The sequence below is a fragment of the Aureitalea marina genome, from assembly GCF_002943755.1.
In the GTDB taxonomy this organism is placed as follows: Bacteria; Bacteroidota; Bacteroidia; order Flavobacteriales; family Flavobacteriaceae; genus Aureitalea; species Aureitalea marina.
The window spans coordinates 338,899-351,949 of sequence record NZ_MQUB01000001.1 but is presented as its reverse complement, the minus strand read 5'-3'; the positions used below and the strand labels follow the sequence as shown (position 1 = coordinate 351,949).

The window sequence follows — 13,051 nt, the reverse complement described above, 5'->3', positions numbered from 1 at the left end:
AAAAAGCTTTAATCGAAGTTTAACATACCCTTTGGGTGTTCCTTATCGAGCACCAGGCTTTTGCGGGTTTTACCTTTTTTTACGTGTATGATATTCTGCTGCTCTTCAAACATATCCATCAGTACACTATTCTCGATCTCGATCTTGTTCAGATCGGTGATTCCCGGGACTTCCAAATAGCATTTAACCACGTCATTCTCATATTCACGACCGAGGTACTCCAGTTGATAGGCTACACCGTCAATTTCGACCTTAAACTTCTGGAGCACATACTTCTCCAGCAGCTTGACATGAGCTTCGGTTTCCTTTTTTGTATCAAGGGATACATTCGGATCGTAGCGTTTCTGCAGGGTCGCTTCGATATCGTCAATAAATATCTTGGTAATTATCTGAACGGACTTGGCTTCCTCGGATAATTCTACCTTAGTGATACTGACATAGAATTTATGTGCCCGAGAGGAGATCAACACAGGAGCGATCAGGATCAAGAAAGCAAGGAATATCGTTTTCGACTTCATCAAATTAAGCATGGCATTTTCTGATGTGCTGCAATGTTACAAAGATTATTCCGCTTTTGCTTTCAGACGTTTAACATATATGGCTCCCTGACTTTTAAAGGCATCCAATACACCAGCATAGTTCTCTCGGAGGAAATCGGTCCGGACCGAAGTGGTCTCAATACAAAAGAGCAAGAAATCGTAAACACGATCTGTTGGAACACCATAACTTTCCCGAAAGAATTCCGGAGTGTAGAAATTGATCATTCGAGCTACGGCAGTCTGTTGGGCTTCCCATTTGCGTTTCTTCTTCAACTTGGCGTAATAGCCACTTATGTGTTTATAAATAGCTTCCAGATTAACCGATGTCGGTATTACGGCCTGCCAGGTTGGAACGATCCTTTCCTGGGGGTTCCCTTTAAAGCCGGGAATACCCACATCGTCAAAATTCAAGGTATCCACAACCTTAATGGTCTTGATGTCGGCCTGTATATTGCCGGATAGCTGATGGCCCAGCACCACCTCATCCAATTCATTGACCAATACCTTCAGCAAGATCTCCAGCTTACCGGCTTCTGTTATCTCACGATCAATGAGTTGCTGGGTAGGTTGATACCGGATGGAAGATATGAACAAGGTGTCTCCTATTTTGGCTTGGATACGGAATCTTCCGCGATCATCGGTGACGGTGTTATAGCCAGAACTTTGATTGAGGATGTGTATCCCTTCAATATCAACCTCATTGGCGATCTGCCCGTCTATGATCTTCTCCTGGGCCAGGAGGCGAAAAGAACAAAAGAAAATAAAAAGTAGGAGTAGCTTAGTTATTGTCAAGCTGTGACTTGTATTTGATACTCTGTGTTCTGAGGAACTCAAGCAATTCAATCTCGTTGGCATCTTTCAGCAAATTCTGGTCGATTCCTTCTTCTTCAGTAAAGTAGATAAAGTCGTTCACTTTCTCAGATGGTATTCCAAACGTCTGGGTAATGTAGGCATTGCTATACCGCTGACGCAGTGCAGTAGTGATTACCTCTTTGTCTGTGGCCACTTGTTTTTCGGTCTTTTTCTTTTTTGGAAAGAGCAATCCCACCAATCCGATGACATCGGCTCCAGCTCTTAGATCAGAATAGCCCAGGGCTTCTTCGGCTGCATTTCCTCTAACCCCCGTAAGGGCATCCGGAGTAAATTGATAATCAAACTCCAAGGTTGAATAAGAGAGATCCCAATCTGGTGAGATCACGGAAGTTTGGATCCGTTTCACATCTGCCGTCACATTTCCGAGGAGATCATAAGGCCTTACGATTACTTCCTCCAACTGATTGATGGCCGGATTCATATAGATGGTCAGTTTACGGACTTCTATCACACCTTCGTCCACTATGACGGTAAAACTCTGGAATTGAAGGGCAGTGACCTGGACCCTGTCATTCTTGGCAACGGCCAATTCAAACTTCCCGTCCTTATCGGTAATGGTTCCTTCCTGGTCAGAAATATTATAGATACTAATACCCTCAATGTCTTCACCAGTGGGTGCTGTGATCTGACCCTGTATCGTGACGCGATCGATCTCCTGAGAAAGAACGAGTCCGCTAAAAAATAAAAAAAGGATGGTTATCGTTAGTCGCATAGATTAAAGTTACTGATCATTTTCTTACAAAAACCCTAAGGAGGAATGGGATTGTGTTAAATTTGAAGGAAATGCCGTAAGATTAACATTCATTTAATGAATAGACGAGATTTTCTTGGCTTCTCAATAGCTGGACTAATTGGTATCCACCAGCTACATGCTTCCGGGACATCAACAGAACAGTTGGACCGGAACATGCTGATCGGAAAAACCCAGGATCACCTGATAGGTACTGGTTTCAAATTGCATAAGGAAGTTAAGCCCGCCTTTGACGCAATGGTAGCGGCTGCTTCTAATGAGGGTATAAAGATAGAGGTGGTCTCTGCCTTTAGAAGTTTTCATCGCCAGAAACAGATCTTCGAAGGCAAATACTTGCGCTATACGGAAGAAGGACTCAATCCCCAGGCAGCCATTGACAAGATCATAGAGTACTCTACCATCCCAGGAACCTCACGACATCATTGGGGGACGGATATCGATTTGATCGACGCCAGCGCTCCCCGGCCTGAATCCGTCCTAAAAGCACGGCATTTTCATGGAGAGGGGCCTTTTTGCAAATTCAAGGAATGGATGGACAAGCATGCTGAGCGCTTTGGATTTTACGAAGTTTACACGGACAAGGCAGATCGGAAAGGGTTTAAATATGAACCCTGGCATTTTAGTTATGCGGCTGTATCCATAGATTTCCTCAAGGCATACTTAGATCTCGATTTAAGAAGTATACTGCAAGAAGAAGCTGTTCTGGGTAGCGCACATTTTACTGAAGACTTCATTCAGGACTACCGGAATCAGCATATCCTGGATATCAATCCTGCCCTGCTTTAAGAGATGGTTATAGAGCGAAAAGGTCGCTATGCCAGCCGACCAATTGTTTTTATCTTTGCATCATTCTTTTAGACACTATCCCAATGAACAAAAAAGTCATGCTTATGATACTGGATGGTTGGGGAATTACCCAGGATCCGGCGGTATCTGCAGTAGCCCAGGCCAATACTCCCTTTGTAGATTCCTTATCAGGGAAATATGCCCATGCTGAGTTACGCACAGATGGGATGAATGTTGGGCTACCCGAGGGGCAAATGGGTAATAGTGAGGTGGGCCATATGAATCTGGGGGCTGGTCGAATCGTATACCAGGATCTGGCCAAAGTGAATATGGCAGTCCAAAATGGAAGCCTGGCCAAGGAAGCTGTTCTGCAAGGCGCCTTTGAATATGCCAAAAAAGAAGGAAGAAATGTTCATTTTCTAGGATTACTCTCCGACGGAGGGGTGCATTCGCATATCGATCATCTCAAAGGGTTGATCCAAGCCGCCGAACAGGCCGATGTTCCCAATTACTTTGTTCACTCCTTTACCGATGGTCGGGATGTAGATCCGCACTCGGGAAAAGGATTTGTAGAAGACATACAGAAGACCATGGACGATCATGGCGGTAAGTTGGCATCTGTAATAGGACGCTATTATGCCATGGACCGTGATAAACGATGGGAACGGGTGAAAGAAGCTTACGACCTGCTGGTTCATGGGATCGGCAGCCCATCAAATGATGCGGCAAAGAGTATTCAGACCAGTTATGACCAAGGTGTGACAGACGAGTTCATTAAACCTATCGTTATGATGGAAGGTGACCAACCGGTTGCGACCATACAAACAGGTGATGTGGTGATTTTCTTCAATTTCAGGACAGACCGCGGAAGACAACTAACCGAGGTATTGAGCCAGGAAGCCAATGAAGCCTTCCAAATGCAGCCTCTGGATTTGTACTACGTCACCCTGACCAATTACGACGACACTTACAAAGGAGTCAAGGTCATCTACAACAAGGAAAATATTGACCAAACCCTGGGTGAGGTTCTTCAAACCAATGGCAAAAGACAGGTTCGTATTGCCGAAACCGAGAAATATCCACATGTGACCTTCTTCTTTAACGGAGGTCGGGAAAAACCTTTTGAAGGGGAAGAACGCATATTGTGCCCTTCACCTAAGGTGGCTACCTACGATCTTAAACCGGAGATGAGTGCTTTTGATGTACGAGATAAGATATTACCCGTACTGGAAAAAGGTGAAGTAGATTTTATCTGCCTCAATTTTGCTAATCCGGACATGGTGGGCCATACCGGTGATATGATAGCCGCCATGAAAGCTTGTGAGACTGTGGATAATTGTACAGAAGCCATAGTTGATCAAGCGCAAAAGAGTGGTTACGCTGTATTGATAATCGCCGATCACGGTAATGCCGAGACCATGAAAAACCCAGATGGCTCCAGCCATACCGCTCATACCACTAATCCAGTTCCTTTCTATCTGGTGGATAATGATGTGAAATCCTTGAGCAATGGGGTACTCGGAGATATTGCTCCAACTATCCTAAGCTTAATGGGTCTGGACCAACCCGAAGAAATGACCGGTACATCCCTAATCTAACTTAAATGAAGAAAACACTTATTCTGATCATTGTATTGGCCTTCATGGCTTGTAAAGAAAATAAATCATCATCGGAGCTTCCGGTTAATGCTGAAATTCAAACCTTAGAATACGATCTGCAAGGATTTAACCAGATCGTACCGGATACAGTAGATGGTGGCGAAATGTTGTTGGGTAGAATAGATCGATCCGCTTTGGAACAAGATCTGTTCAAGGACTGGTACGAGGTCAGCTATACTGATCATCGTATGGATACTGTCCTGGTGGATTCTATCAAACCCTTGCTCAGTGGAGTATCCTTCAAGATCTTTATGGGGAGCTGGTGCGAAGACAGCCAACGGGAAGTCCCTGCCCTGTTCAAAATATTGGATTACGCCGATTTTGACACCTCCAACATCGAATTGATCGCGGTAGACCACGATAAGATCACCCCCCAGGACTACGAAGCTGATCACAACATCGAATACATCCCTTCCATCATGCTCATGAAAGATGGAGAAGAGATCAAACGTATTGTAGAATACCCTGTAGGCACCCTGGAACAAGACCTGCTTGCCATATTGCAAGGCAAAGAGTACAAACACTATTACGAAGATTAACCTCGGATATAAGCTATGATCATCACCAAAACAGCAGAAGAGATAGAATTGATGCGGGAAAGTGCCCTGGTCGTCTCCAGGACACTAGGCATGCTGGCGAGAGAGGTCAAACCAGGAGTTACCACCCAAGCCCTGGATAAGATGGCGGAAGAGTTTATACGAGAACAAGGGGCCGCACCTGGCTTTCTGGGACTCTACGGTTGCCCCTCTACCCTATTGACCAGTGTAAACGAGGCAGTTGTTCACGGCCTACCCACAGATAAGCCATTGCAGGAAGGGGATATTGTTTCGATAGATTGTGGGGCGATCAAAAACGAATTCTATGGCGACCATGCATATACATTCGAGATTGGCGAAGTAGCACCAGAGGTCAGAAAGTTGCTCCAGGTCACCAAGGAATCACTTTATGTTGGAATTCGGCAATTGAAGGCCGGCAATCGTGTTGGCGATGTAGGATATGCCATTCAGCAATACTGTGAGTCCCATGGGTATGGTGTTGTACGGGAACTGGTAGGTCACGGACTCGGCAAGAAATTACACGAAGACCCTGAAATGCCTAATTACGGACGAAGAGGGCGCGGAAAGAAGCTCATTGAGGGTATGACTGTAGCCATTGAGCCCATGATCAATATGGGAACTCACTTGGTCTCTCAACTAGCAGATGGCTGGACCATAGTGACCAAGGATAAAAAACCATCTGCCCACTTTGAACACAATGTGGCCATAGTCGATGGCCAGCCCGAATTGCTCTCCACCTTTGCATATGTGTACGAAGAATTGGGTATTGAAAGTGATGAGGAAGACGAGTTTCGTAAAGAGAAGTTGGTCCTCTAAGGGATGAGATCTGTGTTTAACTTCTTTCTAAACCGCATTCCAAGACCGTGGCTGATTCGCATCAGTCATTGGGTGAGACCGGTTCTTGCTCTTTTCTATCGCGGAAGTCGATACACCGACCCTATCGATGGCAGGTCTTACAAGCGATTTCTGGATTACGGTTATACACGGATCAGATCCAATGTGCTGTCTCCCGGAACCCTTTCGCTGGAAAGACATCGATTATTTTGGCTATATCTGAAACTGGAGACCAGTTTTTTTGAAAGCCCTACAAAAGTGCTCCATTTTGCACCGGAGCAAGCTTTCTACAAGCGATTCCGTAAACTAAAGAATCTGGACTATACCACCACAGACCTCAACTCTCCCCTGGCCGATGTCAAGGCCGACATTTGCCAACTGCCCTTTGCCGATAATGAATACGATTTCATCATCTGTAACCATGTACTGGAGCATATTCCAGACGATATCCAGGCCATGAAGGAGTTATTTCGAGTACTCGCTCCTGGAGGAACGGCTATTCTTCAGGTACCATACGAAGCGGATAGGAAGCAAACTTTTCAGGACGATAGCATAACAGATCCTGAGGAGCGTAGCAGGATATTCGGGCAATATGACCATGTACGCGTGTACGGCATGGACTACTTTGAGCGTTTGGCCAAAGTCGGCTTCGAAGTTGAAGCAATTGATTATACCAATCAATTCAGCGCGGAACAGATTGATCGATATCGTCTGGCAAAGGGAGAATTATTGCCCGTCTGCAGGAAACCCGCTTAACAGTTGCTGCCCTAAGCCAGGACTAGCAAATACCTTTACCTCATCTCCTTCCTGATAGGTCAGATAGACTTCTATACCATTCAATTCAGAAAGTAACTCCAGTGATCGCTGATAGCCCATTGCCATAAATGCGGTGGCATAGGCATCCGCCTGTGCACAAGTGGGAGCCAAGACCGTGGCACTGGTCAGATCACTCTGTTGGGCGGCTCCGTTCAGGGGATTGATGGTATGGACATATCTTTTACCAGTCACTTCATCAATTCGATATTTCCGATAATTCCCGGAGGAGGCCATGCCCCTGTCCGATATCTGCAAGCTGGCTTGAAAACTACGGTCCTCCAAGGGAGAGTTAATGGCTTCTATCCCAACTACCCAAGGCCCTTGCCGGTTCAGGTTCATACCTTTTGCAACGATCTCTCCACCTAGTTCGATCAGGTAATCGGTAGCCCCCTGTGTATCGAGATACTTTCCGAGCAGATCGATTCCGTATCCCTTTGCCACCGCATTGAAGTCGAAGTAAATTCCAGGATGCTCTTTGATCACCTGGCCGTCTGGCAAGAGTTTTACTTTATCAAAACCTACCATAACCATCAATGAATCCAATACGCTTTCATCGATAACTTCCAAGGGGCTTACATCTCCAAAACCATAGGCATTTCTCAGCACACCAATAGTGGGGTCAAAATAACCATTCGATTCCTTAAAGACCTGTTCTGAAAGCTGAAAGACTTCTGCAAAAATCTGGTCTGCTACTACCGTGCTGTCTCCGGCATTGATACGGCTGATATCGCTATCCGGAATATATGTGCTGACCGAGTTGTTTACCATCTGGATAACAGAATCGACCCCGGTCATGGAAACAGTAGGTTCCAAACTGTAATATTGGATAGCATAAGTGGTACCAAAAGCCTCCCCTTTTAAGGTATAAAGACTAGGAGTGGGTTGGCTACATCCCCATAGGACGAAAACCGTCAAACATATTAGAATTAATCGCTTCATATTTCTTGTAATCCTTTATAGACCATACTGTATGCCTGGTCCTTGATTACTGGCTTAGCATAATCCGAACCATGACCTAATCCGACCCCGGCATAGAAGGTCCGTGCCTCGAATTTAAGCGCGTGTTCTTTCATGGTCTGCATAAACACGGGGTCATAGGTATGCGCATCCTGAGGATAACGGATGGCCCGCACAATGATAAAATGCAAGGTCTTATCCTTCAAAGCAACAAATTGAGGATCCTTCCGTAATTTGGAATTCACACCCAGGAATTCGTAACCAGATTCCTCCAGTTCCTTACCGACTATATTCATAGCCAGATTGTGTAATTCCTGTTCGGTAAGGGGTTGAGCCATCACGCTTATTTTGATATCAAAAATAAGAAACAGCCCCGAGAGAGGCTGCTTCATTTGGTATTTCCCAACAAAAATTATTGTTTGATCAACTTGGTGTTAAGCTGATTGGTTCTGGTCTGAACAGTGATCAGATAAACGGCTTCGGTCAAGTAGGTTAGATCAAGCGTTACCTGTTCGTGCTCCTTACCGGCCCACTGCAAGATCTGCCGACCTTGAAGATCGGTGACTGTTACCCTAGTGATCGGTGATTGAGGTGATACAATATTCAGTAAGCCGTCCGTCGGGTTTGGATAAAGACCAATACTCTCCAACTCGTTTTGTGCAGTGGCAAGGACCTCATACTCAAACTGAAGGGTAAATCGTCCCGGCTGATCCCCTGCACCCGATCTGAAGCTATAGCTATCCTGGGTCAGATCCGTGATCCTTCCAAGCAGGTTATCGATCAGGTAGATAGACCGATCTCCGATCTGTGTTCCCTGAACCTCAGATAGTTTGATGTTGTATTCCAGATCTGCCTCAACCAAGGTAGAGAAGCCCAAGGAGATCTTATCCTCCTCGTTGAACTCTTCCAAGGATTGAATACTCAGCGCCTTATTGGTACCACTTATTTGGCTATACAAAGAAACAGAGGTATCAAGCCTGTTGGCATCTCCCGTATCCAAACCATCAGTGGCCTCCGGGTTGTAAGCGATCAGCGTATTACTACCTAACGGATAATCATAGGCATCACTGCTTACCCTAAACCACATCCTATCCAGTTCCAGGTCTTGAGTCCTAAGGGTGGTATTACCTGTTGTACGGCGCATACTGTTGGTAAAGGTCACATTACCACCAGAGGTGGCTAGTACACCAAAGCCCTGTGCCGTCGAAATGATCCCATTGGGCTGAGTGGTACCACCACCATCGCTGGCCGCTGCCAATCCACCGGATATGTCGTTATAGATCGAAATATCGTCCATAGAATAATTTCTTGCATATGGGCCTGGAATAATTGAACTAGGTGCTGTGATATGCTCCCAGAAATAAGCATTGGTCAAACCATTGGAAGAGAGAAATTCCGATGTGGAGATGGGCGAGGGGTATGGGTTGGCATAGATGTTCGGCGTTCCGTCGGGATTAACTCCCGCACCGTTAAAGGTTCTATCCACCACGATATCACCACTATTGAGTGTCCCCAGGCTAAAGGTCAGGTCTGTGGTACCACTTGGATTGTCCTGAGGGAAGATCAAATAGCCCTCCCCTGCCGTCAAAGACCCACTGTTATAGCGTCTCCAGAAGTTTCCATTATCATCTGAGAAGTTGGTCACTCCGGGACCAGGTGTGTTGGGAATGAAGTTTTCCGGAGTGTGATATTGTACATTCCTGACTCCACCAAAGACACCAGCAACTGTTTCCGCACTCATAGGGCTTCCAACAGCCATGAAATCATCTCGCAGAAGATTAGGCGTAGTGATCTCTACATTGATCGTGCCGTTATTTGTTACGATCGCGCCGGATTCTCGCTGGACCACAGATCCTTGATGTTCTACGATCAGACTTCCATTGACAGTAATATTCCCAACTACATCCATAAAACCACCGGCATCCACTTGCAAAGTGGATCCTGGATCGATACTTACGGAGCAAGCCTTGATATCACCGTGTGAATTCGTATCGTAATTGCCCTGGATCACAACGGAATTCCTGAGGTCTGGAGCACCAGGAGGACTCCAACTGGTACCGTCCCACGTCTTTAAAACGCCATTGCACTGAAAAGTAGCCAGGGGACCGAAATAAAAAGTACCATTTGCTCCTGTGAATGATCCGGTAAATGTTACGCCACTGGCACCAAAAGATCCAATGGTCAAGGCCGAGGTTTCCTCTGCCGAGCTCGAACTGCCTCTTGCCGCTACCAGATCCGTCCTATTCAATCCTGTAGCTGCTTCCCAGCCGGAAACCTCCGCTTCGGTAAAATAGAAGCTAATGTCCAGGAACCCTTCATTTGTCCCATTAGAAGAGCTGATTTCAAAGGTCTTATCAGTGACCAGATTAGGAGAGGCACTACCGGCATACGCTTGGGCACCAGAACCACTTCTAGAGACATATACATCGATACAGTCGTAATCTGTCTGGTCCTTGTTGGCAATGTCCATCATCACATTGCCGCTAATTCTATCTGAGGTATAAACCGTTCCAGGACCATTGAGCTGAATTTCATCCGCCGTAGGCATATTAACCGCGGTCTGAATAGCTGTGGTGACAAAGGTGGTTACCGAGAAATCATCTAGCATTAGTACAAAGGAATCTGCCGAAACATTCTGAATGGCGATATAGATATCACTGCCATCATAGGCCGACAGGTCGTAAACATATTCCGTCCAGGCAATTGGAGCCTGTTCATAAGGAGCGGAGGATATAAATGTAAAACTTGCCGGATTGGTGTCGGTAGTTGATATTCCGACCCTAAATCGATCCAATCCAAATGCATCGGTTACGGATCTTGCCCAAAACCGAAGTTCGCTACTGGTTCCACTCAAGGATATCTGAGGGGTAAAAATATAGTCATCATTCTGAACGGTGCCGCTGTTGTTCCCCGTGGATGCGAAACTGTAGTAACCTTTACTACCCGTGCGGGTGTCAAAAGCTGTTCCGGTTGAACTGGGAGTGGTGGCACTTGGATTAAAAATGATAAATGTCCCAATATAATTCTCATTGGGAAAATCATAGGTGTTAGAACCAAAACTATTGTCCCCATCATTGTCTAACATGGTCCAGCCCCCAACCGGGGTGATGGCAAAATCGGAATAGGACTCAAAACCATCGGAGAAGACGGTAATGGTCTGGTCAGTGACCGGTGCCGTATCACTGCTGGTTATTGTCAAGGTATGTGCTAATGAGCACGTGTTCTTGGAAGCGTTTCCTCCATTAGCATTTAAACTGAAATCGATAATGACGGTCTCATCTGCTTCGACCAGCCCGTCGTGATATACCCGGACCATCAGATCTTGATTGGCCGTACTTCCCGATGGGAAGGTTAAGTTACTATTGAGTAGCTCAAAATCCAATCCGCTTGTTGCCGTACTGGTCATGTCGATATTAAAGTTCAAATCCGTATTTGCTGTGGCTGCTGCACCTATTTCCAAAGAAATGGCCACATCGGTAAAGCAGAGATCTGGATCCTCAGCTACGGTAGTGGAATTGTTGGTAAAACGAACCTCAGGTTCTGGAGGCGCAATTTGAAAGGCTCCCACAACTCCCTTTCTCTGTGAACTTATATATTCGGTGATAAACCAAAAGGTCTTGTCGTTACAGGGATCAACGTCGATCTTACTGTAGTCTCCATAGCGGGTAGAGGTAGTGAAGTTGCCATCGCCATTCGCGATCAGTTGTTCGGCCACCGTCATTGAACCAGGAGTATCTCCCGCTAATCGCCCTGTATAATATGAACTAACGCGGACCGTCGAAGGGGTACTCGGTCCAGACATGGACGTATATCCCATCCCAATGTTACCATCATCGTCCATGATCAGACTGGCATTCCAGGCGTGCCGTCCGTCTGGGGCCGTATAAGTACCCTGCTGATACAAGGACCACGGGTCGCCATCGGCATCCTGCCGAAGTTCCATCCATCTTATGGCAGCAAGCTCTCCGGAGCCGCCATCGGCATCTACTACAAAATTGAAGACAGCAGAGTTGTGATTAGTAAACCTCCTGAATTGAGCCTGATTCATGATGGTAGCCTGTAAGGCGTCTATGGAACCCCCACCTCCAGGTTGCGGTTGAGCCAGGTTGGAAAAACTTCCATTGTCAAACACAGATGTAAAGTCGGCAGTGGTGATCTCCTGGGGAGGATCCGAAATAGTAGAATTTCCTGGAGTTACCCAATCTACATCCACTTCCCAGAGCTTAATATGGTCATCACTGACCCCAGCCCACGCATCGTCTTGCAAATACACTATGGGTAAACTTCCGGTAGCTGGTAGATCATCGTTTGAAACGTTAAAGGCCTGGGGTGAATAAAACCCACTGGTGGCTATATCGGGTAAGGGAAATCCAATAATCTGGATCGATGCGCTACCTAAGAGCATCTCATCCCGCTCCAGGGCATAGATCCTATTGGTAGCCGTGGTATTGTCCGTCATGTAGTATCCATCACTCCAAACAGACAATTTCTGGTAGTCATTTATGGCAGACAAGGTATAGACGTACCACCCGGCGGTTATCGGATTTGGTCCATCCGAAACGGCGATCTCAGCTCCGGCTCCTGCACCCATCAAATAACTCAACACCCACCGATCTGCTGCATTGTCATAAGAGACAGTCAGATCACAACAACCACCAGCCGAGAAAATATTCTCTACGGCCAATTGTCCTGTCAAGTCATTTCCGCTCTTGTCATATATGATGAATCCCGTATTGAATACAACGAAGTAATGATTTGGACCTAATGCCCCAGAAGGGTCCGTTGGGTTAGAGCTCGATGTGTAGGCATCGAACACCAGGGATGGTGCTCTTCCCTGCCTGGACTGAGAGGAAGGGTGAGGATTGATCGCCAAAGGGTCATCTCCGGTACTCCCTTTGCCAGGAACAGGAACATTTCTTTTGGATCTGCCGTCTTTGGCCTCACCCGGTACGTCAGTATGCGGAATCAACTGAGCGGTACGGGTGGTCAAGGAAGGGACATACCGCATACCGTCCGATCTATCGATCAAGGTCGGGCCCTTGGATCCCATTTCCTGAGCGATTCCATCTAGTTGAAAACAAAATAAGAGAACTGAAGAAATTAAGGGTAGAATAATTTTCTTACGAGATAGTCGGGAGGATCTCATGGTAATGTCTTTAGCGAGTTTAAGTTATTAAAATAAGTCTTTACTTCTGATTATCAACTAGTTCCTCGACGAATGGAACATTCTATCTGATGAATGGTTATTTTGGTTCGATATGTCGCGGGTTAGTTTTGATA

11 protein-coding genes are annotated in these 13,051 nt (G+C 46.2%); 5 read left to right on the top strand and 6 right to left on the bottom strand.

What is annotated here, in order from left to right:
• Positions 1-8: 8 nt before the first annotated feature.
• Genes BST85_RS01620 through BST85_RS01610 form a run of 3 tightly spaced genes read right to left on the bottom strand, consistent with a single transcriptional unit; the run spans position 9 to position 2,124 of the window.
• Positions 9-518 carry a DUF6702 family protein gene (locus BST85_RS01620; protein WP_104813855.1) on the bottom strand — a complete coding sequence of 170 codons (510 nt, stop codon included), beginning with the start codon at positions 516-518 and terminating at the stop codon, positions 9-11.
• A 45-nt stretch (positions 519-563) separates the two neighbouring features.
• Complete coding sequence (locus BST85_RS01615) at positions 564-1,331, bottom strand: peptidase associated/transthyretin-like domain-containing protein (RefSeq protein WP_104811664.1); 768 nt, start codon at positions 1,329-1,331, stop codon at positions 564-566.
• The gene (locus tag BST85_RS01610) at positions 1,318-2,124 is read right to left on the bottom strand and encodes a carboxypeptidase-like regulatory domain-containing protein (RefSeq protein ID WP_104811663.1); all 807 of its coding nucleotides are present in this window, start codon (positions 2,122-2,124) and stop codon (positions 1,318-1,320) included. The genes BST85_RS01615 and BST85_RS01610 overlap by 14 nt, the downstream gene beginning before the upstream one ends.
• A 96-nt stretch (positions 2,125-2,220) precedes the next feature.
• Here BST85_RS01610 and BST85_RS01605 point away from each other — a divergent pair, with 96 nt between their 5' ends.
• The 5 genes from BST85_RS01605 to BST85_RS01585 all read left to right on the top strand — a co-directional run bounded on the left by BST85_RS01605 (position 2,221) and on the right by BST85_RS01585 (position 6,754).
• On the top strand, positions 2,221-2,949 hold the full coding sequence (locus tag BST85_RS01605) for a M15 family metallopeptidase (RefSeq protein WP_104811662.1): 729 nt from the start codon (positions 2,221-2,223) through the stop codon (positions 2,947-2,949).
• Positions 2,950-3,032: 83 nt separating this feature from the next.
• A complete protein-coding gene (gpmI, locus tag BST85_RS01600) occupies positions 3,033-4,547 on the top strand; it encodes a 2,3-bisphosphoglycerate-independent phosphoglycerate mutase (RefSeq protein WP_104811661.1) in 1,515 nt (504 codons plus the stop codon).
• A gap of 5 nt (positions 4,548-4,552) precedes the next feature.
• The gene (locus BST85_RS01595) at positions 4,553-5,146 is read left to right on the top strand and encodes a thioredoxin family protein (RefSeq protein ID WP_104811660.1); all 594 of its coding nucleotides are present in this window, start codon (positions 4,553-4,555) and stop codon (positions 5,144-5,146) included.
• A 15-nt stretch (positions 5,147-5,161) separates the two neighbouring features.
• The gene (gene map, locus BST85_RS01590; RefSeq protein ID WP_104811659.1) at positions 5,162-5,980 is read left to right on the top strand and encodes a type I methionyl aminopeptidase; all 819 of its coding nucleotides are present in this window, start codon (positions 5,162-5,164) and stop codon (positions 5,978-5,980) included.
• A gap of 3 nt (positions 5,981-5,983) precedes the next feature.
• A complete protein-coding gene (locus tag BST85_RS01585; protein WP_104811658.1) occupies positions 5,984-6,754 on the top strand; it encodes a class I SAM-dependent methyltransferase in 771 nt (256 codons plus the stop codon).
• On the opposite strand, the gene BST85_RS01580 is transcribed toward BST85_RS01585, so the two are convergent.
• The 3 genes from BST85_RS01580 to BST85_RS01570 form a co-directional block, all read right to left on the bottom strand.
• Positions 6,725-7,729: an FAD:protein FMN transferase gene (locus tag BST85_RS01580; protein ID WP_245917612.1), complete on the bottom strand. Its 1,005-nt coding sequence runs from the start codon at positions 7,727-7,729 to the stop codon at positions 6,725-6,727. The genes BST85_RS01585 and BST85_RS01580 overlap by 30 nt on opposite strands.
• Before the next feature lie 20 nt (positions 7,730-7,749).
• Positions 7,750-8,109, bottom strand: coding sequence for a Na(+)-translocating NADH-quinone reductase subunit F (locus tag BST85_RS01575; protein WP_104813854.1), 360 nt, complete (start codon positions 8,107-8,109; stop codon positions 7,750-7,752).
• A 74-nt stretch (positions 8,110-8,183) separates the two neighbouring features.
• Positions 8,184-12,821, bottom strand: coding sequence for a T9SS-dependent choice-of-anchor J family protein (locus tag BST85_RS01570; RefSeq protein WP_181039934.1), 4,638 nt, complete (start codon positions 12,819-12,821; stop codon positions 8,184-8,186).
• Positions 12,822-13,051: the final 230 nt, after the last annotated feature.

Bases quoted from the DNA above. Each gene is read 5' to 3' on its own strand.
- BST85_RS01620 (WP_104813855.1), bottom strand. From the start codon at position 518: ATGAAGTCGAAAACGATATTCCTTGCTTTCTTGATCCTGATCGCTCCT.
- BST85_RS01610 (WP_104811663.1), bottom strand. From the start codon at position 2,124: ATGCGACTAACGATAACCATCCTTTTTTTATTTTTTAGCGGACTCGTT.
- BST85_RS01605 (WP_104811662.1), top strand. From the start codon at position 2,221: ATGAATAGACGAGATTTTCTTGGCTTCTCAATAGCTGGACTAATTGGT.
- gpmI (WP_104811661.1), top strand. From the start codon at position 3,033: ATGAACAAAAAAGTCATGCTTATGATACTGGATGGTTGGGGAATTACC.
- BST85_RS01595 (WP_104811660.1), top strand. From the start codon at position 4,553: ATGAAGAAAACACTTATTCTGATCATTGTATTGGCCTTCATGGCTTGT.
- map (WP_104811659.1), top strand. From the start codon at position 5,162: ATGATCATCACCAAAACAGCAGAAGAGATAGAATTGATGCGGGAAAGT.
- BST85_RS01585 (WP_104811658.1), top strand. From the start codon at position 5,984: ATGAGATCTGTGTTTAACTTCTTTCTAAACCGCATTCCAAGACCGTGG.
- BST85_RS01575 (WP_104813854.1), bottom strand. From the start codon at position 8,109: ATGGCTCAACCCCTTACCGAACAGGAATTACACAATCTGGCTATGAAT.
- BST85_RS01570 (WP_181039934.1), bottom strand. From the start codon at position 12,821: ATGGGATCCAAGGGCCCGACCTTGATCGATAGATCGGACGGTATGCGG.